The 23,553-nt window shown below is 66.6% G+C and carries 23 protein-coding genes and 1 pseudogene; 15 read left to right on the top strand and 9 right to left on the bottom strand.

Annotation, left to right across the window (positions count from 1 at the left end):
• Positions 1-111: 111 nt before the first annotated feature.
• Positions 112-693 carry a TMEM175 family protein gene (locus AC1DU6_RS03515; protein ID WP_477856087.1) on the bottom strand — a complete coding sequence of 194 codons (582 nt, stop codon included), beginning with the start codon at positions 691-693 and terminating at the stop codon, positions 112-114.
• 326 nt (positions 694-1,019) lie between these two features.
• Between AC1DU6_RS03515 and AC1DU6_RS03510 the strand changes: the two genes are divergently transcribed.
• The 4 genes from AC1DU6_RS03510 to AC1DU6_RS03495 all read left to right on the top strand — a co-directional run bounded on the left by AC1DU6_RS03510 (position 1,020) and on the right by AC1DU6_RS03495 (position 4,807).
• Entirely contained in the window at positions 1,020-2,009 is a 990-nt protein-coding gene (locus AC1DU6_RS03510; RefSeq protein WP_457322831.1) for a transglycosylase SLT domain-containing protein, read from the top strand.
• Between the two features lie 95 nt (positions 2,010-2,104).
• Entirely contained in the window at positions 2,105-3,256 is a 1,152-nt protein-coding gene (locus AC1DU6_RS03505) for a GGDEF domain-containing protein (protein WP_457322832.1), read from the top strand.
• Positions 3,257-3,413: 157 nt separating this feature from the next.
• Positions 3,414-4,256 (top strand): ankyrin repeat domain-containing protein, encoded by an 843-nt coding sequence (locus tag AC1DU6_RS03500; protein ID WP_235532126.1) that lies wholly within the window; start codon positions 3,414-3,416, stop codon positions 4,254-4,256.
• Positions 4,253-4,807, top strand: a complete 555-nt coding sequence (locus AC1DU6_RS03495) for a DUF4124 domain-containing protein (protein ID WP_457322833.1) — start codon at positions 4,253-4,255, stop codon at positions 4,805-4,807. Before AC1DU6_RS03500 ends, AC1DU6_RS03495 begins: the two co-directional genes overlap by 4 nt.
• 3 nt (positions 4,808-4,810) lie before the next feature.
• Here the strand turns inward: AC1DU6_RS03495 and icmF are convergent, their stop codons facing one another.
• A complete protein-coding gene (icmF, locus tag AC1DU6_RS03490; protein WP_477856086.1) occupies positions 4,811-8,101 on the bottom strand; it encodes a fused isobutyryl-CoA mutase/GTPase IcmF in 3,291 nt (1,096 codons plus the stop codon).
• 81 nt (positions 8,102-8,182) lie between these two features.
• Between icmF and AC1DU6_RS03485 the strand changes: the two genes are divergently transcribed.
• The 3 genes from AC1DU6_RS03485 (at position 8,183) to AC1DU6_RS03475 (ending at position 11,740) form a co-directional block, all read left to right on the top strand.
• Entirely contained in the window at positions 8,183-8,665 is a 483-nt protein-coding gene (locus AC1DU6_RS03485; protein ID WP_457322756.1) for an Lrp/AsnC family transcriptional regulator, read from the top strand.
• A 97-nt stretch (positions 8,666-8,762) separates the two neighbouring features.
• A complete protein-coding gene (locus AC1DU6_RS03480) occupies positions 8,763-9,680 on the top strand; it encodes an SMP-30/gluconolactonase/LRE family protein (RefSeq protein ID WP_477856085.1) in 918 nt (305 codons plus the stop codon).
• Positions 9,681-9,757: 77 nt separating this feature from the next.
• Positions 9,758-11,740: an OPT family oligopeptide transporter gene (locus tag AC1DU6_RS03475; RefSeq protein ID WP_457322758.1), complete on the top strand. Its 1,983-nt coding sequence runs from the start codon at positions 9,758-9,760 to the stop codon at positions 11,738-11,740.
• A gap of 80 nt (positions 11,741-11,820) precedes the next feature.
• On the opposite strand, the gene AC1DU6_RS03470 is transcribed toward AC1DU6_RS03475, so the two are convergent.
• Positions 11,821-12,498: a Bax inhibitor-1/YccA family protein gene (locus tag AC1DU6_RS03470; RefSeq protein ID WP_056204929.1), complete on the bottom strand. Its 678-nt coding sequence runs from the start codon at positions 12,496-12,498 to the stop codon at positions 11,821-11,823.
• 105 nt (positions 12,499-12,603) lie between these two features.
• On the opposite strand from AC1DU6_RS03470, the gene AC1DU6_RS03465 reads away from it, so the two are divergent.
• From AC1DU6_RS03465 to aceK, 4 genes are all read left to right on the top strand, one after another.
• A complete protein-coding gene (locus AC1DU6_RS03465) occupies positions 12,604-13,500 on the top strand; it encodes a LysR family transcriptional regulator (RefSeq protein WP_457322759.1) in 897 nt (298 codons plus the stop codon).
• 96 nt (positions 13,501-13,596) lie between these two features.
• A complete protein-coding gene (locus tag AC1DU6_RS03460) occupies positions 13,597-14,775 on the top strand; it encodes an isovaleryl-CoA dehydrogenase (RefSeq protein WP_477856084.1) in 1,179 nt (392 codons plus the stop codon).
• Between the two features lie 23 nt (positions 14,776-14,798).
• Positions 14,799-15,473, top strand: a complete 675-nt coding sequence (gene can, locus AC1DU6_RS03455) for a carbonate dehydratase (RefSeq protein WP_477856083.1) — start codon at positions 14,799-14,801, stop codon at positions 15,471-15,473.
• A 13-nt stretch (positions 15,474-15,486) separates the two neighbouring features.
• Positions 15,487-17,250 carry a bifunctional isocitrate dehydrogenase kinase/phosphatase gene (gene aceK, locus AC1DU6_RS03450; protein WP_477856082.1) on the top strand — a complete coding sequence of 588 codons (1,764 nt, stop codon included), beginning with the start codon at positions 15,487-15,489 and terminating at the stop codon, positions 17,248-17,250.
• 134 nt (positions 17,251-17,384) lie between these two features.
• Here the strand turns inward: aceK and AC1DU6_RS03445 are convergent, their stop codons facing one another.
• Both AC1DU6_RS03445 and AC1DU6_RS03440 read right to left on the bottom strand, forming a co-directional pair.
• Positions 17,385-18,137, bottom strand: coding sequence for a hypothetical protein (locus AC1DU6_RS03445; RefSeq protein ID WP_457322763.1), 753 nt, complete (start codon positions 18,135-18,137; stop codon positions 17,385-17,387).
• Positions 18,134-18,850, bottom strand: a complete 717-nt coding sequence (locus AC1DU6_RS03440; RefSeq protein ID WP_457322764.1) for a hypothetical protein — start codon at positions 18,848-18,850, stop codon at positions 18,134-18,136. Before AC1DU6_RS03440 ends, AC1DU6_RS03445 begins: the two co-directional genes overlap by 4 nt.
• Before the next feature lie 349 nt (positions 18,851-19,199).
• Here AC1DU6_RS03440 and AC1DU6_RS03435 point away from each other — a divergent pair.
• A pseudogene (locus AC1DU6_RS03435) lies at positions 19,200-19,686 on the top strand (isocitrate dehydrogenase kinase/phosphatase-domain containing protein); the annotation flags it as partial.
• Between the two features lie 86 nt (positions 19,687-19,772).
• The gene (locus AC1DU6_RS03430; protein WP_082533072.1) at positions 19,773-20,357 is read left to right on the top strand and encodes a hemerythrin domain-containing protein; all 585 of its coding nucleotides are present in this window, start codon (positions 19,773-19,775) and stop codon (positions 20,355-20,357) included.
• On the opposite strand, the gene AC1DU6_RS03425 is transcribed toward AC1DU6_RS03430, so the two are convergent.
• Positions 20,318-20,518, bottom strand: coding sequence for a hypothetical protein (locus tag AC1DU6_RS03425; RefSeq protein ID WP_457324566.1), 201 nt, complete (start codon positions 20,516-20,518; stop codon positions 20,318-20,320). The genes AC1DU6_RS03430 and AC1DU6_RS03425 overlap by 40 nt on opposite strands.
• Positions 20,519-20,692: 174 nt before the next feature.
• Here AC1DU6_RS03425 and AC1DU6_RS03420 point away from each other — a divergent pair, with 174 nt between their 5' ends.
• Entirely contained in the window at positions 20,693-21,436 is a 744-nt protein-coding gene (locus tag AC1DU6_RS03420) for a transporter substrate-binding domain-containing protein (protein ID WP_457324567.1), read from the top strand.
• An 8-nt stretch (positions 21,437-21,444) separates the two neighbouring features.
• Here the strand turns inward: AC1DU6_RS03420 and AC1DU6_RS03415 are convergent, their stop codons facing one another.
• Positions 21,445-21,813, bottom strand: coding sequence for a VOC family protein (locus AC1DU6_RS03415; RefSeq protein ID WP_477856081.1), 369 nt, complete (start codon positions 21,811-21,813; stop codon positions 21,445-21,447).
• 188 nt (positions 21,814-22,001) lie between these two features.
• Between AC1DU6_RS03415 and AC1DU6_RS03410 the strand changes: the two genes are divergently transcribed.
• Positions 22,002-22,625 carry a hypothetical protein gene (locus AC1DU6_RS03410; RefSeq protein WP_477856080.1) on the top strand — a complete coding sequence of 208 codons (624 nt, stop codon included), beginning with the start codon at positions 22,002-22,004 and terminating at the stop codon, positions 22,623-22,625.
• A gap of 157 nt (positions 22,626-22,782) precedes the next feature.
• On the opposite strand, the gene AC1DU6_RS03405 is transcribed toward AC1DU6_RS03410, so the two are convergent.
• A complete protein-coding gene (locus tag AC1DU6_RS03405) occupies positions 22,783-23,070 on the bottom strand; it encodes a hypothetical protein (RefSeq protein ID WP_457324565.1) in 288 nt (95 codons plus the stop codon).
• A 12-nt stretch (positions 23,071-23,082) separates the two neighbouring features.
• Positions 23,083-23,553, bottom strand: a 471-nt coding sequence (locus AC1DU6_RS03400; protein WP_477856079.1) for a hypothetical protein, incomplete at its 5' end; no start/stop codon positions are given.

Below are 23,553 nucleotides of genomic sequence, written 5' to 3'. Positions count from 1 at the left end.
ACATCGGGGCAGGCTGCGTGCACGTCCGCGCGCAGCCGCGTCAGGATGGGCCGGGCGAACTCGGGCACGCTTGCCAGGTAGGTGTCGATGCGCGGATCGAGGGTGGGCATTTCACTCACTCCTGTTCAAGTGGTGCTCGATGCGCCGGTCCGGGATCAGCCACAGCGCCGCGGCGATGGCGTAGCCCGCCAGCGACAGACCGACGTGCACGAAGGCCAGCGCGATGGACACCAGGTAGATGACTGCCGAGATCTTGCCCTTCCAGTCCTTGCCCAGCGCCTGGGCCAGCACGGTGTTGTTGCCGGGGATGCAGATCAGGGCCCGTTGCAGCAGCATGTAGGCCAAGGCGGCCATGACGAGCACGCCGCCATAGACAGCCACTGGCAGCGGCGCAAAATGGTTTTCGCCCATCCAGCCGGTGGCAAAGGGCAGCAGCGAGAGCCAGAACAGCAGGTGCAGGTTGGGCCAGAGCACCCCGCCGCTGATCTTGTGCACGGCATGCAGCAGATGGTGGTGGTTGTTCCAGTAGATGCCGACGTAGACGAAGCTCAGCACATAGGACAGGAAGACCGGCCACAGCGGCTTGAGGGCCTCCCAGTCGGTACCGTGAGGCACCTTCAGCTCCAGCACCATGATGGTGATGATGATGGCGATGACGCCATCGCTGAAGGCTTCGAGGCGAGTCTTGTTCATGGCAGTTTTCCGTTCAGCATTCGCGGTTCTCGCCAAAAGATTCGGGTATTCCGGGCCGAGCGCTGGGCCGCTCCCGAGCCGGCCCGTCTGGCGATGTGCTTGCGGCTTGATGCCGCAAGCATCGCCGCCCCCTCGGGGGCTGAGGCCGGACACGGCAAGTCCTGTGGACTTGGCGTGCCTGCCGAAGAGCAGCCGCTCTGGCGGCTGCGCGGTCTGCAAGACCGACCAGGCCTGCCGGCGTTCAGCCGGAGCAGGACTGGGCGAGGGGCTGACACATTCTTCCAGTCTAGACTTCCGGCCCCCGCACCTCCCCTCCGGACTGACCCTTGCGACGCCTGCTGCTGCCCCTGTTGTTCGCCGCTTCGTCGAGCTGGGCCCAGCTGCCGTCGCTGACGCTGGAGCAACTGCCGCGCCCCACGATGCCCCCGGGCGAACGCGGTCCGGTGGTGCCGGCGCAGGTCGAGCGCTGGCGCCAGGAGGCCAAGGCGCTGGAATACGGCGACGGCGTCAGGCGCGACGAGGTGGCCGCCGCCAAGCTCTACTGCCGCGCCGCCCGCTATGGCGATGCCGAGGCTCAGTTCAGCCTGGGCTGGATGCTGACGAATGCGCGCGGCATCCAGCGCAACGATGCCGAAGCCGCCCACCTGTTCGCCGCCGCGGCCGAGCAAGGCATGGAGCAGGCGCAGAACATGCTCGAGCGCATGGGCGGCACCCCCCTGGGCGACCCGCCGCCCTGCCTGCGCCCGCCCGAGACCGACCTGCCGGTGGCTGTCGCTGCCCTGCCACCCGCTGCGCGCAATGCCAAGCCGCTGTCGCTGTGGGCGACGCTGCCGCTGCCCCAGAACGCTCCGCCGGCCATCGTCAACTACGTGAAGCTGCTGGCGCCCGAATACCAGCTCGCGCCGGCGCTGGTGCTGGCGGTCATGGCCACCGAGTCCAACTTCGACCCGCTGGCCGAGTCGCCCAAGCGGGCTCAGGGCCTGATGCAGCTGCTGCCCGAGACGGCGACGCGTTTCAATGTCATCCGGCTGCGCGACCCGTCCCAGAACATCCGCGGCGGCATGGCCTATCTGCGCTGGCTGCTGGCCTATTTCGAGGGCGACGTGATGCTGGCCGTGGCGGCCTACAACGCCGGCGAGAGGGCCGTGGACCGCTACCTCGGCGTGCCGCCCTATGCCGAGACGCGGCTGTACGTACGCAAGATCATGGCGGCCACCGGCGGCCAGCGATTGCACCCTTTCGATGCCAAGGTGACCGGCGCCTCGCCCATGCTGCTGCGCGTCAAGGCCGCCATGCAGAGCCTGCAGGCGCGCTGACTTCCGTGAGATCAATCACGGCGCGCTCGTGGCGCGCATCACGGCGGCCACGCGATGCAGGCATCGTGCCTCGTCGAGGCTGAACCAATCTCACGATGGAACCCCTGCACGCCGACACGCTGCTGCGCGTCTTCCAGCTCGTCACGACGATGCTGGCCCTGGCCACGCTTGGCGGCGCCTGGCATCTGAAGGGCGAGCGCGCGCTGTGGTTCTGGGCCGGTGCCTTTGCTGCCGCGGCGCTGACCCAGGCGGCGCGCGTGGCCCTCATCGCCATGGGCGCACCGCGCACCTTCTGGGCGGTGGGCCATCTCGGCAGCCTGCTGTCCGCGCTGATGGTGCTGCTCGGCCTGCGCGTCTACCTCGGCCTGCCGCTGCGCTGCCGCTGGCCGCTGGTGCTCACGGGCCTGTCCTGCATCGGCTCCTTCGCGCTGACGGCCTGGACGGGGCAGTTCTGGCCCTCGATCACGTTGACGATGCTGGCCTCGGCCGTGCTGACCATGCCCGCCGCCCATGCCGCCCTGCAAGCCTGGCGCGCGCAGCGCGGCTTTCCGCTGGGCCTGCTGGCGGCCGACCTGATCATCAGCGCCATCATCGAGGTGGCGCGCGGCCTGGCCGTGTCGCCCCTGATCGCCCAAACGCGGGCCGAACTGGTGCAATACAACTCGATGGGCCTGTTCGCCGTCATCGCCCTGCTCATCGGCCAGGCCCTGGCCATGCTGCTGCTGTTGCAGGACCGTGCGCTGCGCCAGATCGAGCGCCTCATCGAGATCGACGTGCTGACCGGCCTGCTGAACCGGCGTGGCTTTGACGAGCGCCTGCGCCGGCTGCTGCAGCGCGGCGTCGAGCATCCGCCGGTGCTGGCCCTGCTGGACGTGGATCACTTCAAGCGCATCAACGACACGCACGGCCACGCGGTGGGCGACGCCGTGCTCAGTGGCATTGGCGCCCGCCTGCACGACACCTTGCGGCCATTGGATCTGGCGGTGCGCCTGGGCGGCGAGGAATTCGCCGTCATCTGGCTCAAGCCTGAGGCCGGCGGCGAGCTGCGCCTGGGTGAGCGGCTGCGCGAGGCCATCGGCGGCCAGCCCTTCGAGACAGCGGCCGGCCCGCTGACCGTGACGGTCAGCGTCGGCGTGGCCCAGGCCCTCGCGCCCGACGAGGCGCCCGAGGCGCTGTTCAGCCGTGCGGACGCGGCCCTCTACGAGGCCAAGCGCGCAGGGCGGGACCGGGTCGTGCTGGCGCGCTGACCCCGCTTTCGGGGGAGTCTAGGGGGCAGCATCGAGTCTGGCGCCCTGGTTTGAAAAAGTGCTGCTGCACAATCCGCCCCGCCTAGAAAAGCAGGGGGAAGCAGTGGAGCGGGATGGCATCAATTGGCTGGGGATCGGTCTGCGAGCAGCGGCCTTGGTGGTCATCATTTCGCTGCTGACCTGGTGCAGCATGGCGCGGCGCAGCACCCAGGACGTCGCCGGCCTCGGGCCCGAACTGCGCGAGATGATGCTGATGAACGGCATGGCCGACGCCAGCGGCATGATCGACATCGACAAGACGGCCAAACGCGTGGGCGCCGTCGGGCTGAACCGCCTGCTCTACGACAACGCGGGCACTGGCAGCCTGCCGGCGCTGCGCTGGATCGCCAACCATGGGGCCGAGCCCCGTAACGTCGGCGCGCTGGACAAGGGCACGCTGCTGCAGCAGGCCGCCGCCAAGCCGACGCTGGACCGGCTGAAATTCTTCATCGAAGAGCTCAAGCTCGACCCCAGGCAGGAGACGCCCGATCATGTCGGCGTCATGCACCTGGCGGCGCGCAACGGCGCTGATGCCCAGGCGCTGGTGTTCCTGACCAGCCGGGGGCTGAACATCAACTCGCCCGACATCGGCGGGCGCCTGCCCATCCATTACGCGGCGCTCAAATCCATCGGCCCGCTGGTGTCGGCAGGCGCTGACATCAACGCGCTGGACGGCCAGGGGCGCACGGCTCTGCACTGGGCCGTCGAGGAAGGGCGGCATGACGCGGTGGCCGAACTGATTCGCCTGCAGGCCTCGGTCTTCACGCAGGACCGCCAGGGCAACACGCCCCTGCACCTGGCCGCGGTGGGCAATTCCGACGCCATCGTCGATACCCTGCTCGCCGCGGGCGCACCCAAGGCCGCACGCAATGCCGACGGCCTGACGGCGCGTGAATACCTCGAGAAGTCCCGCTACAAGCGCCGCTACAGCAATGGCGGCGACCGGGAGCAAAAGCTGTGACCCCGGCCCGCCTGGCCTGGGCCGCGTTGGCCGTGCTGGCACTGACGGGCATGGCCAGGGCCGAAGGCGCGGGTGTCTATAAATGCCGCAAGCCCGACGGCACCACGGCCTTCAGCGACCGACCCTGCCCTGAAGCCGATTCCACGCAGATCGCGCGCCTGGGTCCCAAGGCGCCAGAAGCCAGCCAGTTCATGAGCCCGCGCTGCCTGCGCCTGCGCGAGCAGTTGAACCAGGCCGGCAGCGATGGTGGCGCCGACGAGTCCACGCGCCAGCAGCTGGACTACCGTTACCAGCGCGACTGCTATGCCGAAGAGCAGGACGCCAATGAGAAGGTCAACCAATTGATGGAGGACGTGCGCAACCGCTCGTTGCAGGAGCGCCGTGCGCTGGCTCAGGCCAAGGCGCGGCAGGAGCGCGAGTTCGCGCAATGCGTCGAACTGCGCAACAGCCTGCGCGCCCGGCGCGCCCGTGAGGCCGAGATGACGGCAGGTGAGCGCGGGGATCTTGAGCGCCTGGCAGCTGCCTTCGAGCAACGCTGCCGCGGGCTGTAAGCCCTACATGCTGCGGCGGTACTGGCCGCCGACCTCGAACAGCGCGCCGGTGATCTGGCCCAGCGAGCACACGCGCACGGCTTCCATCAGCACGTCGAACACATTCCGGTTCTCGATGACGGCCTGCTGAAGGCGGGCCAGCATGGCCGGCGACTCGGCGGCGTGGCGGTCCTGGAACTCGGCCAGGCGCGACAGCTGCGACTGCTTCTCCTCGTCCGTCGAGCGGGCCAGTTCGATGTGCTCCGGCACCGTCTCCCCATTGGGGTTGCGGAAGGTGTTGACGCCGATGATGGGGTACTCGCCGGTGTGCTTGAGCATCTCGTAGTGCATCGACTCTTCCTGGATGCGGCCACGCTGGTAGCCGGTCTCCATGGCGCCGAGCACGCCGCCGCGTTCGCTGATGCGCTCGAACTCGGTCAGCACGGCCTCTTCAACCAGCTCGGTCAGCTCGTCGATGATGAAGGCGCCCTGGCTCGGGTTCTCGTTCTTGGCCAAGCCCCACTCGCGGTTGATGACGAGCTGGATGGCCATCGCGCGGCGCACGCTCTCGTCAGTGGGCGTCGTGATCGCCTCGTCGTAGGCGTTGGTGTGCAGGGAGTTGCAGTTGTCGTAGACGGCGATCAACGCCTGCAGCGTGGTGCGGATGTCGTTGAAGGCGATCTCCTGCGCGTGCAGGCTGCGGCCCGACGTCTGCACGTGGTACTTCAGCTTCTGCGAGCGCTCGTTGGCGCCGTAGCGATCACGCATGGCGATGGCCCAGATGCGGCGCGCGACGCGGCCCAGCACCGTGTACTCCGGGTCCATGCCGTTGCTGAAGAAGAACGACAGGTTGGGCGCGAAGTCGTCGATGTGCATGCCGCGCGCGAGATACGCCTCGACAAACGTGAAGCCGTTGGACAGCGTCAGCGCCAGCTGGCTGATCGGGTTCGCACCCGCTTCAGCAATGTGATACCCCGAGATCGACACCGAGTAGAAATTGCGCACGTTGTGGTGCACGAAGTACTCGGCAATGTCGCCCATGACCTTCAGCGAGAACTCAGTCGAGAAGATGCAGGTGTTCTGGCCCTGGTCTTCCTTCAGGATGTCGGCCTGCACGGTGCCGCGCACATTGGCCAGCACCCAGTCCTTGATCTTGGCGGCCTCGTCGGCCGTCGGCTCGCGGCCGTTGTCGGCCTTGAACTTGGCGAGGTTCTGGTCGATGGCCGTGTTCATGAACATGGCCAGGATGGACGGCGCGGGGCCGTTGATGGTCATGGACACGCTGGTGGTCGGGCTGCACAGGTCGAAACCGTCGTACAGCACCTTCATGTCGTCCAGCGTCGCGATGCTCACGCCGGAGTTGCCGACCTTGCCGTAGATGTCCGGCCGCGGCGCGGGATCGGCGCCGTACAGCGTCACCGAGTCGAAGGCCGTGGACAGGCGCTTGGCGGGCATGCCCTCGGACACCAGCTTGAAGCGGCGGTTGGTGCGGAAGGCGTCGCCCTCGCCGGCGAACATGCGCGTCGGGTCCTCGCCCTCGCGCTTGAAGGCGAACACGCCGGCCGCATACGGGAAGCTGCCGGGCACGTTCTCCAGCATCAGCCACTTCAGCAGCTCGCCGTGGCACTCGTAGCCCGGCAGCACGACCTTGCGGATCTTGGTGCCCGACAGGCTTTGCGTGACCAGCGCGGTGCGGATTTCCTTGTCGCGGATCTTCACGACGTACTCGTCGCCGGCGTAGGCCTTGACCATGTCGGGCCACTGCTGCAGCAGCTGGCGCGCATCGCCATCGAGCCGGGCCTTGCGCTGTTCCGCCAGGTCAGCCAGGGCCGTGCGGGCACCGTTCTTGTCGGGGTTGGCGGCCTCCAGCATGGCGCGGCTGGCTTCCAGCTGCTGGATCTCGCGGGCCAGCGCGGCCTGCTTGCGCGCGCGGCCCTTGTAGGCGCGCACCGTGTCGCTGATGTCGGCCAAGTAGCGCACGCGGGCAGCCGGCACGATGGGGGTCTGGTGGGTGCTGTGGCGGGTGTCGACGCGCGGCAGGCGGCCTTCGCTGAAGGGGATGCCCAGGTCGGCCAGTCGCACCTTGAGCGCCTGGTAGAGCGCGGTCACGCCGTCGTCGTTGAAGCGGCTGGCCATGGTGCCGAACACCGGCATGGTGTCCGGCATGACCGTGAAGGCCTCGCGGTTGCGCTGCACCTGCTTGCTCACATCACGCAGCGCGTCCAGGGAGCCCTTGCGATCGAACTTGTTGATGGCGACGAACTCGGCGAAGTCCAGCATGTCGATCTTCTCGAGCTGGCTGGCGGCGCCGAACTCGGGCGTCATGACGTACATGGGCACGTTCACGAGCGGCACGATGGCCGCGTCGCCCTGGCCGATGCCGCTCGTCTCGACGATGACGAGGTCGAAGCCCGCGACCTTGGCGGCGGCGATGACATCCGGCAGGGCAGGGGAGATCTCGGAGCCGAAATCCCGCGTGGCCAGCGAACGCATGAAGACGCGCGGGCCCTGGCCCCAGGGCGAGATCGCGTTCATGCGGATGCGGTCGCCCAGCAGGGCGCCACCGCTCTTGCGGCGTGACGGGTCGATGGAGATCAGCGCCACGCGCAGCGCGTCGCCCTGGTCGAGGCGCAGGCGGCGGATCAACTCGTCGGTCAGGCTGGACTTGCCGGCGCCACCGGTGCCGGTGATACCGAGCACCGGCGTCTTGATGCTCTTGGCCTGGTCGCGCAGCGCATCGACTATTGAACCGTCGGCCTTGCCGTTCTCCAGCGCCGTCAGCAGCTGGGCCAGCGAGCGCCAGGCCGCCTCCGAATGGCCGGTAATGGCCGCCAGGTCCTGAGGCGCGTAGACGCTGAAGTCCTGGTCGGCCTTCATGACCATCTCGCCGATCATGCCTTGCAGGCCCATGCGCTGGCCGTCCTCCGGGCTGAAGATGCGCACGCCATGTTCGGCCAGCTCGCGGATCTCGGCCGGCACGATGACGCCGCCGCCGCCGCCGAAGACCTGGATGTGCTCGCCGCCGCGTTCCTTCAGCAACTGCACCATGTACTTGAAGTACTCGACGTGGCCGCCCTGGTAGGAGCTGATGGCGATGCCCTGAGCATCCTCCTGCAACGCCGCGGTGACGACTTCGTCCACCGAGCGGTTGTGCCCGAGGTGGATGACCTCGGTGCCCATGCCCTGCAGGATGCGCCGCATGATGTTGATGGCGGCGTCATGCCCGTCAAACAGGCTGGCGGCGGTGACGAAACGGACCTTGTGGGTCGGGCGGTACTCGGCCAGCGCTTTGTAGTCGCTAGAGAGGTCGGTCATGGCTGTCTCCTTGCTCGGGCCGGATTCTAGGTCGCCAATTGACGTTAACGTCAATTGAGCGTCCGGGTATGGTGCTTGGCCATGACGGAGTCCGCACCTGATCTCGACAAATTTGATCGGCAAATCCTCGGCCGCTTGCAGGGCGACCCGCGCCAGCCGGCCGAGCGCATCGCCACCGCCATCGGCCTGTCGGTCACGGCCGTGCAGCGGCGCATCCGCCGGCTGCGCGAGGCCGGCGTCATCCGCGGCGAGCGCCTGGTGCTGGATGCGGCGGCGCTGGGTTACGGCCTGGCGGTGTGGGTGGAGGTGGAGCTGCGCGAGGCCAGCCGCAAGGCCGTCATCGACGGCTTCAAGCGCCGCATGGCCGCCGAGCCGCGCGTGCAGCAATGCTTCTATGTGGCGGGCGACAGCGATTTCCTGCTGCTCATCCGCTGCCGCGACGTGGCCGAGTTCGAGGCGCTGACGCGCGAGCTGTTCTTCGACGACGCCAACATCCGCAAATTCCGTTCGGTCTTTGTGCTGGACGAGTGCAAGGACGACGCCGGGCTGCCGCTGGCGGACTGAAATCGCCGCGAAGCGGCATTCGCGCGCCCTGCAACGCCGCCCAGCGACGGGTCCGTCGCCGGACGATGTCGTCTTTCAAACGAAAGGACGACACGAGATGAGTTTCGAGATCCCCAGCGAGCCGACCGAGTTCGAAGTGCTGGACGCGCGCTTCGAGGACTGCTTCCGCAAGAGCGCCCGGCTGGAGCGCCTGGCCAGCGGCTGCCGCTGGACCGAGGGGCCGGTCTACATCCCCGCGCAGCGCCGCCTGCTCTGGAGCGACATCCCCAACGAGCGCATGCTGAGCTGGTGCGAGGTGACCGGCCACGTCGCCGAGTTCCGCAAGCCCTCGGGCTACACCAACGGCCACACGCTGGACCGGCAAGGGCGCCTCGTCAGCTGTGAGCAGGGCGGCCGACGCGTTGTGCGCACCGAGCACGACGGCTCGCTGACCGTACTGGCCTCGCACTTTGACGCCAAGCGGCTCAACAGCCCCAATGACGTGGTCGTGAAGTCCGACGGCAGCATCTGGTTCACCGACCCGCCCTATGGCATCGTGGATGACTACGAAGGCGTGCGCTCGCCGCAGGAGCAGGCGGGCTGCTATGTCTACCGGCTTCAACCGGACACCGGCGAGCTGCGCGTGGTGGTCGACACGATGACCCACCCCAACGGCCTGGCGTTCTCGCCCGACGAGCGCTGGCTCTACGTCGCCGACACCGGTGTCGAGCGCGGCACGATGCGCCGCTTCGCCGTCGACGCTGACGGCGCCTTGAGCGGCGGTGAGGTCTTCATCAGCTGCGACACCGGTTTCTACGACGGCTTTCGCTGCGACACCGCCGGCCGCATCTGGACCAGTGCTGGCCGCGCCATCCACTGCCATGAGGCGGACGGCACGCTGATCGGCCGCATCCGCATGCCCGAGCGGGTGTCCAACCTCGTCTTCGGCGGCCCCAAGGGCAACCGCCTCTTCATCTGTGCGACGAGCTCGGTCTACTCGGTGYTGCTGGCGGTCAACGGCGTCAAGCCCTGCTGAACGCGGGGGAACCCGGTCCGGCCGGCCGGCGAATGGGGGCATGATCCGCCCCCATCTCAAACTCCCGCCTCCAGCCCGTGACCACCAACGCCTCACCCGCGCCGCTCGGGACCGAACTGACCGCCCGCGGCATCGTCCTGGGCATCCTCATCACCCTGGTCTTCACGGCCGCCAACGTCTATTTCGGCCTCAAGGCCGGCCTGACGTTTGCGACCTCCATCCCGGCCGCCGTCATCTCCATGGCCCTGCTGCGCCGCGCGGCGGGCAACTCCATCGGCGAGACCAATATCGTGCAGACGATTGCCTCGTCGGCCGGCACGCTGTCCTCCATCATCTTCGTGCTGCCCGGCCTGGTCATGATCGGCTGGTGGACGGGCTTCCCGTACTGGATGTCGATGACGCTGTGCGCCCTGGGCGGCGTGCTGGGTGTCATGTATTCCATCCCACTGCGCCGGGCGCTGGTCACCAACTCGCCGCTGCCCTATCCGGAAGGCGTGGCCTGCGCCGAGGTGCTCAAGGTCGGCCATGCCGCCGACAGTGGCGAAGCCAACCGCCAAGGCCTGGCCGCCATCGTGGCCGGCACCGTCGTGTCGGCCGGCTTCAGCATCGTCGTCGCGACCCAGCTCTTCGCGGCCAATCTGGCGCAGTACTTCCGCCTGCCCGGTGGCGAGAAGAGCGGTAGTGGGCCCACAACAGGCTATGACCTGAACTTCAGCTTCGCGCTGCTGGCCGTGGGTCACCTCGTCGGCCTGTGGGTGGGTGTGGCCATCCTTGTCGGCGCCTGCATCGCCTGGCTGGGTGGCGTGCCCATCCTGACGTCCGGTGTCGACGGCGCCGCAGAAGCGGTCGCACTGTTTGCCTGGAGCAAGAAGGTGCGCTTCATCGGTGCCGGCTGCATCGCCGTCGCCGCCATCTGGACGTTGGTCAAGCTGGCCAAGCCGATCGTTGCCGGCCTGCACTCGGCCGCCATGTCGGCTCGCGTGCGCAAGGCCGGCAAGGCCGACACGCTGCCGCGCAACGAGCAGGACATCCCCATCGGCACCGTCGGCCTCATCACGCTGGCCTGCATGCTGCCGATCGGCTTCATGCTGTCCAGCTTCGCCACCAGCGCGGGCCTGGGTGACCAGCTCGGCCTGCTCGTGGTCGGCGGTGTCGTCTATGTCGTGCTGATGAGCTTCTTCGTGGCCGCGGTGTGCGGCTACATGGCCGGCCTGATCGGCTCGTCGAACAGCCCGCTGTCGGGCGTCGGCATCCTCGTCGTCATCGGCGTGTCGCTGCTGCTGGCCCTGGTCGTCAAGCCCATGCTGCCGGCGTCCACCGGCCAGGCGCTGGTCGCCTTTGCGCTGTTCGTCACGGCCGTCGTGTTCGCGGTCGCAACCATCTCCAACGACAACCTGCAGGACCTGAAGACCGGCCAGCTCGTTGACGCCACGCCCTGGCGCCAGCAGGTGGCGCTGATCATCGGTGTCGTGGCCGGCGCCATCGTCATCCCGCCGGTGCTGGACCTGCTGAACCAGGCTTATGGCTTCGCTGGCGCGCCGGGTGTCGACCCCAAGAAGGCCCTCGCTGCGCCCCAGGCCGCGCTGATCTCGGCGCTGGCCAAGGGGGTCATCCAAGGTGACCTGAACTGGAACCTCATCGGCATTGGCGTGCTGATCGGCGTCGCCACCATTGCCGTGGACGAGGTATTGAAGCGTGCGACCGGCGGCAAGGCGCATTGCGCGCCGCTGGCCGTCGGCCTGGGCATCTATCTGCCGATGAACAGCACGCTGATGATCGTCGTCGGCGCCGTGGCCGGCTGGTGGTTCGACCGCCGCGCGTCCTACAAGCGCGATCCAGAAGCCACAAAGCAGCTCGGCGTGCTGCTGGCCTCCGGCCTCATCGTCGGCGAGAGCCTGCTCGGCGTGGTGCTTGCGGCCGTCGTCGTGTTCTCCGGCAACGGCGCGCCGCTGGCCTTGGTGGGCGACAGCTTCGCGACCGCAGGCCAGGTGCTGGGCTTGCTGGCCTTTGCCGGCATCGGCGTGGGCCTGTACCGCTGGCTGCTCAGCAAGCAGCCCTGATCGTCATGCCAGCCGCCCTGCATGGCGCCTGGCCTTCGGCAAGCGTCGGACAGCGCGCAGGCGCTGTCCTCGGTCCGGCCTCAGTCATCCGAACCTGCGAAGCCGAACAGATGCAGCAGGCTCGTGAACAGATTGAAGATGGACACGAACAGGCTGACGGTGGCGAGCACGTAGTTGGTCTCGCCGCCGTTCACGATCTGCTGGGTCTCGAACAGGATCAGGCCAGCCGACAGCAGGGCCACGACGGCCGAGACCGTCAGTGCCAATGCGGGGATCTGGAAGAAGATCGCTGCCAGGCCTGCAAGCACGGCGACGACCATGCCGGCGAACAGAAAGCCGCCCATCCACGACAGGTCACGCTTGGTTGTCGTCGCATAGGCCGACAACGCCAGGAAGACGGCGCCCGTCGCGCCGAGGGCCAACATGATGGTCTGGGCGCCGCCGGGCAGAGACAGCGTGCGCGTCAGCAGCGGGCCGAGCGTCCAACCCATGAAACCGGTGAGCGCGAAGACGAGGCCGACGGCGGCGCCGCGGTTCTTCAGCTTGTGGATGCCGAACAGCAGGCCGAAGTAGGCTACCAGCGTCAGGATGATGCCGGGCGCTGGCAGGTTGAAGGCGACGGCCGCAGCGGCGACGGCGGCGCTGAACAGCAGCGTCATCGACAGCAGGGCATAGGTGTTGCGCAGCACCCGATGGGCGGTGCCGCGGTCGAGGGCGCCGCCGTGGGGCATGGCAATGGCGATGGGGCGGGTTTGCATGGCAGACCTCCGGTTTGAAAGAACACGGGCAGGGTACGTAGGCAAGACACCAAATAAAAGCAGAGAATCGCGAAACGTTTCTTCGTGATTACTTGCTGAATCACCATGAGCCTGAGCTTCAGTTATCGCCACCTCTACTACTTCTGGGCCGTTGCCAAGGAGGGCGGGTTGACGCGGGCCGCGGAGAAGCTGGGGCTGTCGGTGCAGACCGTCTCGACCCAGGTGCGTGAGCTTGAGCAGGCCCTCGGTGCAGCCCTGCTCAAGCCGGCCGGCCGCGGCCTGACGCTGACCGAAGCCGGCATCGCGGCGCTGGAGCAGGCCGAGCAGATCTTCCAGATCGGCGAAACCCTGCCCGAGCGGGTGCGAGATGCCGCCACCGCGCCGACGGTGCGCCTGGCCGTGGGCATCTCCGACGGCTTGCCCAAGCTCGTCGCGCAGCGCCTGCTCGCGCCCATCCTCGATACGCCGCAACTGCGCCTGCTTTGCCACGAGGACGAGTTCGACGACCTGCTCGGCGACCTCGCCCTGCATCGCCTCGACGTCGTGCTGGCGGACCGCCCCGCGCCGTCCAACCCGAATCTGCGCGTCTACAGCCACTCACTCGGCAGCTCGCCGGTGGCCTGGTATGCCCACCCGCGTTGGGCGGCCACGGCGGCGCGCGACTTCCCCGCCTCACTGGCCGACGTGCCGCTGCTGCTGCCCACCTCGCACGCGGCCTTGCGCCCGCGGCTGGACCATTGGCTGACCGACCTTGGCCTGCGCCCGCGGATCACCGGCGAGTTCGAGGACAGCGCGCTGCTGGCCACCTTCGGCAGCGAGGGCCTGGGCGTGTTCCCGGCCGCCACCGCGGTGGACGACGCGCTGACCGGCCGCTATGGGTTGGTGAACGTCGGCGCTGCCGAAGGCGTCGTCGAGCAGTTCTACGCGGTGGGCACGGACAAGAAGATCAGCCACCCGCTGGTGCGCCGGCTGCTGCCGCAGCCTGCCGACGCAGCGGGTTGATCCGGACGCGCTTGCTACAGTTGACGTTTACGTCAATTAACCTGCCCTGCAGGCCCGGCACGAGCGGGCACTGACAGGGCGGACCAGGAGACCCGAATGAACCTGCCCGGCCTCAACTTCCAGCTCGGCGAAGACATCGATGCGCTGCGCGACGCGGTGCGCGCCTTCGCCGACGAAGAGATCGCGCCCCGCGCGGCCGAGATCGACCGCAGCGATCAGTTCCCGATGGACCTGTGGCGCAAGATGGGCGACCTGGGCGTGCTGGGCATCACCGTGCCCGAGGAATACGGCGGCGCCAACATGGGCTATCTGGCCCACATGGTGGCGATGGAAGAGATCAGCCGCGCCAGCGCCTCGGTGGGCCTGTCCTACGGCGCGCACAGCAACCTGTGCGTGAACCAGATCAAGCGCAACGGCAACGCCGCGCAGCGCGCCAAGTACCTGCCCAAGCTGATCAGCGGCGAGCATGTCGGCGCGCTGGCGATGAGCGAACCGGGTGCGGGCTCCGACGTGCTGAGCATGAAGCTCAAGGCCGAGGACAAGGGCGGCGTCTACCTGCTCAACGGCAACAAGATGTGGATCACCAACGGCCCCGACGCCGACACGCTGGTGGTCTACGCCAAGACCGAACCCGAGCTGGGCGCGCGCGGCGTGACGGCCTTCCTCATCGAGAAGGGCATGAAGGGCTTTTCCATCGCGCAGAAGCTCGACAAGCTCGGCATGCGCGGCTCGCACACCGGCGAGCTGGTGTTCCAGGACGTCGAGGTGCCGGCCGAGAACGTGCTGGGTGCCGTGAACGGCGGCGCCAAGGTCCTGATGTCGGGCCTGGACTACGAGCGCGCGGTGCTGACCGGCGGGCCGCTGGGCATCATGYAAAGCGTCATGGACAACGTCGTGCCCTACATCCACGACCGCAAGCAGTTCGGCCAGAGCATCGGCGAGTTCCAGCTGATCCAGGGCAAGGTGGCCGACATGTACACCGTGCTGCAGGCCGCGCGCAGCTTTGCCTACACAGTGGCCAAGAACCTCGACATGCTGGGCGCCGAGCATGTGCGCCAGGTGCGCAAGGACTGCGCCTCCGTCATCCTGTGGACGGCTGAGAAGGCCACCTGGATGGCCGGCGAAGGCGTGCAGATCTTTGGTGGCAACGGCTACATCAACGAATACCCGCTGGGCCGGCTCTGGCGTGACGCGAAGCTTTATGAGATTGGCGCCGGCACCAGTGAAATCCGCCGCATGCTGATTGGCCGCGAGCTGTTTGCGGAGACGATGTAACTCGCCATTGCGACAATGCCAGCATGACGACGACCAACCACGAACTGCAGGATCTGCTCGACAACAACAAGCGCTGGGCCGCTGACACCGAGGCCCGCGAGCCGGGCTTCTTCTCCAGCCTGCTCAAGCAGCAGACGCCGCAATATCTTTGGATAGGCTGCGCCGACAGCCGCGTGCCGGCCAATGAGCTGGTGGACCTGCTGCCGGGCGAGCTGTTCGTGCATCGCAACGTCGCCAACGTCGTCGTGCATTCGGACCTGAATTGCCTGTCCGTCATGCAGTTCGCGGTGGACCAGCTCAAGGTGCGCCACATCATCGTCGTCGGCCACAGCAATTGCGGTGGCGTGCGCGCGGCGCTGTATGACATCCGCACGGGTCTGGCCGACAACTGGATCCGCCACGTGCAGGACGTGCGCAACGACCACCTGGCTTGGTTGGACAGCTTGCCCGAGGCCAGGCGCGTCGACGCACTGTGCGAGCTGAACGTGCTGGAGCAGGCGCGCAATGCCTGCCAGACGACGGTCGTGCAGGACGCCTGGCAGCGTGGCCAGGAGATCGTCGTGCATGGCTGGGTCTATGGCCTGCACAACGGCCTGCTGGAGGATCTGCAGCTCACGGCCACCAAGGCCGAGGACGTGGAGCCGTCCTACCGTCGTGCGCTGGAGCGCGTCAAGGCGCGCTACGCCACAGTGGCCTGAATAGAGTCGGGGCATGTTCCCGACCCAGCTCACGGACTCGCGCGCCTTCGACATCGCCCAGGCTCTGCTGGGCGGTTTCGATCGCCACTACAAGCTCTTCCGCGCCACCTCGGCCGAGGCCAAGGCGCGCTTCGAGCATGGCGACTGGCAGGGCCAGCAGCGTGCCCAGGCCCTGCGCATCGAGTTCTACGACGCCCGCGTTGCCGAGGCCAGCGAGCTGCTGGAGGCGCGCTTCTCGGCRTCCACACTGCCCATGGAAGTCTGGCAGCAGGTCAAGCTGCACTACATCGGCCTGCTGACCAACCACCACCAGCCCGAGCTGGCCGAGACCTTCTTCAACTCGGTGTGCACGCGCATCCTGCACCACGCCTATTTCCACAACGACTTCATCTTCGTGCGCCCGGCCATCTCGACCGAGTACATCGAGAACGACGAGCCCGGAGCGACCCCGACCTACCGCGCCTATTACCCGGCTCCAGACAAGCTGCGCGAGACCCTCCAGCGCGTCATCACCAACTTCCAGTTGAACGGCGAGTTCGCCCACCTCGACGCCGACGTCGACCAGGTGCTGGCCGCCGTCGCGCGGCGCCTCGGCGAGTTCCGCCGGCGCGCCAACTTCCAGCTGCAGGTGCTGTCCAGCCTGTTCTACCGCAACAAGGGCGCCTATGTCGTCGGCAAGATCATCAACGGCTTCACCGAGACGCCGTTTGCGCTGCCCATCCTGCGCGGCGAAGACGATGGCCGCTACTTCATCGACGCGGCGCTGTTCGGCGAAGACGATCTGCTGATCCTGTTCAGCTTCGCCCGCGCTTACTTCCTCGTCGACATGGAGGTGCCGAGTGCGTACGTGCAGTTCCTGCGCTCCATGATGCCGAGGAAACCCCGCTMGGAAATCTATTCGGCGCTGGGCCTGCAGAAGCAGGGCAAGAACCTGTTCTATCGGGACTTCCTCTATCACCTGCGCCATTCGTCGGACAAGTTCCGCATCGCGCCTGGCATCAAGGGCATGGTCATGCTGGTGTTCGACCTGCCGAGCTGGCCCTTCGTCTTCAAGGTCATCAAGGACTTCTACCCACCGCAGAAGGACACCACGCGCGAGCTCATCCAGAGCAAATACCTGCTGGTGAAGAGCCACGATCGCGTGGGCCGCATGGCCGACACGCTGGAGTACACGCGCGTGGCCTTCCCGCGGCATCGCTTCGAGGAGGAGCTCCTCGATGAGTTGAAGCACTTCTGCGGGAGCCTCATTGAAGAGAACGGCGACGACCTCGTCATCCGCCACCTCTACATCGAGCGGCGCATGGTGCCGCTGAACATCTACTTGGCAGAAGCCACGCCCGAACAGGTGGAGCGCGTCGTCATCGAGTATGGCAACGCCATCAAGGACCTGGTGGCCGCCAACATCTTCCCTGGCGACATGCTGTGGAAGAACTTCGGCGTGACCCGCCACGGCAAGGTCGTGTTCTATGACTACGACGAGATCGAATACCTGACCGACTGCAACTTCCGCCGCGTGCCCGAGCCGCGCAATGAGGAGGAAGAAATGTCAGGCGAGGTCTGGTACGGCGTCGCGCCGCGCGACGTCTTTCCCGAGACTTTCGCGCCCTTCCTGCTAGGTAATCCGAAAGTGCGCGAGGCTTTCATGCGGCATCACGCGGACCTGCTGGACGCCGGCTTCTGGCAGGGCCACAAGGAGCGCATCCTGGCAGGGCATGTGCATGATGTGTTTCCCTATGACCAAGCGCGACAGTTCAAGCGGCACAAATCTGTTTCGTGACCGGCACACCCGCCGAGACCAATTGGCGCGGYCCGCACGAGGCCGTGCGAACGTCATGAGCGCAGGGCTTGCCAACACCGCGCCAAACTACTACGCCGCCGCCAGGAGAGTCCTTCCTTTGTAGGACAGCCCTGTCATTTGGCTGCTCCGTTTCCATTGGGGCAGGCCTCCGCGGACAGGATTCGCTCGATACTATCGAGCCCGGCTTGAGAATCATCGCCGTGGTTGATGTGATACCACTTGCCCTTGGCTGCATGGAGTCTTCCGCCGTCTACCTCCAGGCTTTCTCCCTGGCTGACGTAGTCCGCGAAGCGATCGCTGATGGGAGTGCGCCGGAGCAGGAGTAGATAAGTGCTGCCGTCGTTGAAGTGGGTGCCGTAGGTATTCAGGACCCGGAGCGGTTCCCCCTGATCAGAAACTTCGCCTCCCTGGCGTAGAACGTTGACGGCTTTGCCCGGGTCGAACGACGCATTCCCTTTCAGTTTTCTAGTGATGGTGAACGGGGTTTTGGTAATGATGTCGGCCTTGTCCGCCGTCAGGGCGGAAACAGGGATTCCCGCTTTCGCGACGACAACTCCGTCGACACCGCAGACGTCATCGTGCAGATATTGCTCATCCAGGTTTTTGAACGAATTGCGCTTTTCGCTGGACCTGATCGGGTGCGCCACCAGGGCCATCGAGCGCCCGCGCGCTCCATCCGGAAACTTGTCGGCTTCGTGAAGGTTCTGCCTCTTGAAGACGCGAATGCCGAAGTAGTTGGAGGCCCAGGCCAACTCGCTTGCGTCCCAGGCGGCATCCGCAGCCGCGATTCCGCAACTCGCGGCAAGAACCAGTGTTGCAATCAAATTCTTTTTCATGGAACCGCTGAGTAAATAGTCGCTCTTCATTCGCACCCTCTCTGTTCCAGGGATTCCTGGACCATGGCCTTTGCGCGAGTCAGAGTCGTCCCGGGCTCAAACGGCGACCAACCAGGCGCGGAATAGATGGTCCCGTTTGAAATCTCGAGAAAATACGGAGTGCCGGCAAAGATCCTCTTGTTCTTGTCTCTAGCGGAGTGCATTATCATCAGATAATGGCGACCCTTAACATAGGCTGCCTGCGGATTGTCTAGGCGAATGGTTTCCCCCTTGTCTTCGACTGTCCCGCCTTCAACCAGCAGGTCGAAGGATTGCGCCTTCAACGCGGGCTGCTCGCTCCAGCTCTCAACGAGCTTGAAATGCAGCTTAGTAAAAATACCATTCTCGTCTTTTCCGATGAAAGATCTGGAATTTTGAAGCTCAGCTACGCCAAATACGGCATAGCGGCAAGCAAAGCGACGCAACACTTCCTGGGTGGGATCCATTGCCCCTGAGACCGGAGGCGCCTCAGAGCCTGGAAAATATGTAGTTCCAAGAACGCCATCGGGATGCTTGTAGTTTCGCAGGCCATCCAATTTTAGCCTCTGCCTCATTCTTTTGGATGTGGGGAGCAACGATGCTGCTATGTCTTGATCCTTGTCATCAACGGTTAAGTTCTCATCGGCTGCTATAACTGAGGCGGCTGCCATCATCAACAGCACGGCGATTAACGATCTTCTTTGGAACATAGTTAAATCCATCATCTTGGTGATGATGTCGACTGCAGCGCCTTCAGCTGAACAGGGGCACGGTCGACCAGGTGATAAATGTTTAGCGGGTCACAGAGACTTAAGCGGCTACCGCCTGTTCGAGGGCAGTATCAAGCTCTGGTTCTGGTATTTCTTCGGCAATCTTACAGAACCACTTGGCCCCGTTGATCTGCCATTTGCACCCCTCCTCGGGTGGGATCACCAGGAGTGCACGGGTCATAGACAGTCATGCGTCCGGCGTATGGCGCATCAACATGCGTAGGCGCCTTGAGATTTCTTTTTCAGCATCAATTGACCTGCTCCCCCCGCCAGTCATACCAAACTAAACGGGAGCGAGTCAAATTACATCGAGCGCCGCATGGTGCCGCTCAACATCGGACGCGACGCCCGAGCAGTTGGGGCGCGTCGTCGTCGAGTACGGCAACGCGATCACGGACCTGGTGGCTGCCAACATCTTTCCCGGCGACATGCTGTGGAACTTCGGCATCACTCGGGAGGACCGCCGCCACGGCAAGGTCGTGTTCTACGACTACGACGAGATCGAGTGCCTGACCGACTGCAACTTCCGCCGCGTGCCCGCGCCGCGCAACGAGGAGGAAGAGATGTCAGGCGAGGTCTGGTACAGCCCCGCGCCGCGCGACGTTTTTCTCGGCAACCCGCAGGTGCGCGAGTGCTTCATGCGCCATCACGCGGACCTGCTGGGTGCGAGCTTCTGGCAGGGCCGTAAGGAGCGCATCCTGGCGGGGCAGGTGCATGATGTGTTTCCGTACGGCGCGGCGCGGCGCGGCGCGGCGCGGCGCGGCGCGGCACGGCGCTTCGCAGCGGCCTGAGCCGAAGCGGCTCCGTCCGACAGGCGCCGCCCCGCCGCCCATCAACAATGGCGCCGCCGCAACCCGTGGCCTCTGGGGACAACCGCATGATCTTCGACGCCATCCGCGAAAGCCACGACCTGCAACGCGACCTGTGCCGCAAGCTGACCGCGTCACGCGGCGACATGGCCGCGCGCCAGTTGCTGTTCCTGCAGTTGAAGGTCGAGCTGATGGCACACGCGGCGGCCGAAGAGCGCTTCCTCTACGTGCCGCTGCTGATGGAGGACGGAGGCCTTGATGCCTCGCGGCATGCGCTGCATGAGCACCACCAGGTGGACGAGCTGCTCGAAGACCTGTCGGTGCGCAACAAGCAGCAGGATGGCTGGATTGCGACCGCCAAGGAACTCAGCTTCAAGGTGCGCCACCACCTGAAAGAAGAGGAGTCCAAGTTCTTCCACGTCGCCGGCCGCCTGCTGTCAGACACGAAGAAGCAGCAGCTCGCCGGCAAGTACCAGCGCGAGATGGTGCGCATGCGCAAGCAATACGCCGCCGAGTACCAGACCGTGGCCGTGTCTGCGGCGACCGGCCTGGTCAAACCCGCCAAGCCAGCCGCCGACAAGCCGGCGACGCGCGGCAACGCCAGCGCCGGCGCTCAGCTGCGCGGCAAGAGCAAGCCGCGGCGCACGCGCTGAAGCGAGGCGGGCTCGTCAGCACTGACCTGGCGCGGCGCTTCGCCCCACGGTGCTTTGGCCAGCGCGGTCAACGCCGGCAGCGTCGGCGCCTTCACCTGGACGGATTGCTCCGCCACGGGCCGACGGTCCACGACGGGCCTGGGGTGCATGAAGAAGAACATGGAGCGGAATTGGGGGCGCCAGGCGAGGGTGCCAGATAGAACAAACCCCAGCGTCGCTGACGTGTAGGCTAGCCAGCCATGAGCGCAGGCATCAACACCTCAACTGCTGTGGACCGTCGCGCGCTGAATGCGTTGTGCATCCTGCTCCTGCCCATTCTTGCCGCGTGCGCCGCCATGCCAACACCCGCTCCCGAAGCAATCGCCCAACTGGCACCCACCAGCCGGCTGCGCGCCGTCATCAATCTGGGCAATCCCATCCTGGCGAACCGCGACCCCAGCACCGGCGAAGCCTCGGGTGTGTCGGTCGACCTGGCGCGTGAGCTGGCACGGCAGCTGGGCGTCCAGGCTGAGTTGATGGTGGTGAAGTCCGCGGGCGAAGCGGTGGATGCTCTGGCCACCGGCCGCGTGGACGTGGGCTTCTTCGCCATCGATCCCGCGCGGGCCGCGTCCACCGCCTATTCGGCTGCTTACGTGCAGATCGAGGGCGCCTACCTCGTGCGCAACGATTCGCCGCTGCAGGCCAACGAGGACGTGGATCGCGCAGGCACGCGTGTCGCCGTCGGCGCACGCAGCGCCTACGACCTCTACCTGACACGCGAACTCAAGGCGGCGACGATCGAGCGCGCACCGACCTCACCCGAGGTGGTCAGCTTTTTCCTGGCGCACCAGCTCGACGTGGCCGCCGGTGTGAAGCAGCAGTTGGAAGCCGACGCCAAGCGCTTGCCGGGCCTGAGGCTCTTGCCCGGGCGCTTCATGGTCATCAACCAGGCCATGGGCATGGCCAGGGGCAAGGCGGTCGGTGCGCATTTTCTCGCCGCCTTCGTGGAACAGGCCAAGGCCTCAGGCTTCGTCGCGAGGTCGTTGGAACGCCACCGCATCGAGGGCGCCGCCGTCGCGCCGTCTGCGGCGCGCGACTGAGGGGCTGCTCAACCCTGCGTCGGCCTGAACACCCGCACCCGGTGGCCGTCCGGGTCCGCGGTGACTGCCGTGAAGCCGAAGTCCATCGCCGTCGGCACCTGCAGCACCGGCCAGCCCGAGGCCTTCCAGGCGGCGACGGCGGCATTGACTTCGTTGTCCGTGCCGACCGTGATGCCGATCTCGGCGCCGCCGCCGCGCTGGCCGCTGCCCGGTTGCACGTCATGCGCGGCCCAGAGGCCGAGCATGGTCTTGTCATTGAGCATGAACATCGCGAAGTTGGGGCTCTGCTCGACGGGTTCAYGGCCCAGCAGCGAGCGATAGAAGAGCACGCTCTCGGCAGGGCTGTGCACGTAGAGGATGAGGCAGTCGGGTTGCATGGTGGTCTCCGTTGGGTGATGAATGAAGCCATCGTCGGCGCCGGTTATGTCACCGGCTGTCAGCAGGCCCTGGGGGCTATCCCGGCGGTAGTTTTCACATCGCGCGTGTGATCCCTGGCGGGCCGCACTTGCGTCCTTGATGACAGGCCCGGCGTGTTGCCGGGCCCCACCTCTATCGGAGAACCATCATGGCCGCATTGCCCGTCACCATCGCCCTGAAGAGCATCAAATGCAAGATCGAGACCGACGAGGTCGGCTCGGACGAGCCCTATGTGCTCGTCACCGCCGTCGACCTGACCAACCCGATCCTGCCCAACGCCGAAGTCACGCTCTACGGCCCGTGGGGCGACGTCGACGAGGGCGAATCCCGCAGCACCCAGCCGCTGCAGCCGGGCATCAACCCGAGCGACATGCCCTTCATCATCTGGCGCCGCAACGCCTGGGGCCCGTCGGGCCAGGCCAAGGCGATCGCCAACCCGGCCAATGCCGTCATCCTCGTGTCGATGATGGAGCATGACGATGGCAAGCCCGGCACGGCGCGCGAGCTGACCAAGGGCGCCGTCGTCAGCTCGTTGGCGGCCTCTGCCGGCATGACACGGGCTCAGCGCGTGAGCAAGCTGAAGGCCGACATCCACGGCGCGCTCGGCATTCCCACCRGCTTCCCCAACTTCGACGACCGCGTCGGCACGACCCAGGAGTTCGTGCTCAGCACCAACCTGCTCGACGTGGCCGCCGGCCCCAAGAGCAAGACGCTGACCATCGTGGGAGATGGCGGCAAGTACGAGGTCACCCTGGTGGTGACGAAGGGCTGAAACGGGGCCCCTCGTCCACGCCCGCCGCGCTGAACGCGGGCGACGTGACCGGTCCCCCGAGGGGACGACGATGCTTGCGGCATCGAGCCGCAAGCACATCGCCAAGGGCGGGCCGGCTAGGGGGCGGCCCGGCGCTCGGCCCGCAACTCCGCGGCCACTACTTGCTGACTGGCACCTTCACCGCCGGGCAGGCGGTGTTGGCCGGGTCGGGGCACTTGGGCAGCTTGGGCTTGACCTGGGTGCCGGTGTTGCTGCCATCGGTCGCGGTGCCACCACCGCTGCCACCGGCGACGGGCGCGCCGCCGGGCGGGGTGGCAGCCTTGACTGCCGGTGAACTGGTGGCCTTGGCCGACGGGGTGCCGGTGGCCGGTGCCACATCAGCGGCGTGCGCCGCGAGCGCGGCGCCCAGGCAGGCAGTGGCCAGCATCGAGTCGAGAAGTTTCATCGCAGTCCTCCGTCAGAAGTCCAGCAGGGCCAGGCCCGGCGGCGCCGGGTGGGATGTGGACGATAGCAATTGCGACAGCCGGGTGCGCATGACCGCGGCGTCAACACGGTCGGCCAGCGCACCAGCGTAGGCATCCAGCGCGTCGCGCGCGTCGCGGCCGTCTCCGAGCGCGACGAGCGCCCTCAGCCGCAGGCGGTCCGGATGGCCCGGCGGCAGGCCGGCCTCGGCAAGCGCCAGGGCCTCGTGATAGGCGGCGCGAGCCGGCTCGATGCGGCCGGCGCTTTCATGGGCCAGCCCCAGCAGCGCCAGCGTCGGCCAGCGATCGGTGTCCTGCAACCCCAGCCGCGTGCGCTGGGCGGCCTCGGCCTGCGTCAGCATCACGACGGCCTCGGCCGTGCGCCCCTGGCGCAGCGCCGCCTCGCCGAGCAGCGCGCGTGCGCGCTCCGCCGCCGGGTGTCCTGCCTCTTCCAGCGTGGACAGCAG

It is taken from the genome of Roseateles sp. P5_B10 (genome assembly GCF_056400485.1).
The sequence above is the reverse complement of the archived record's forward strand: the minus strand, read 5'-3'. Positions and strand labels throughout refer to the sequence as shown.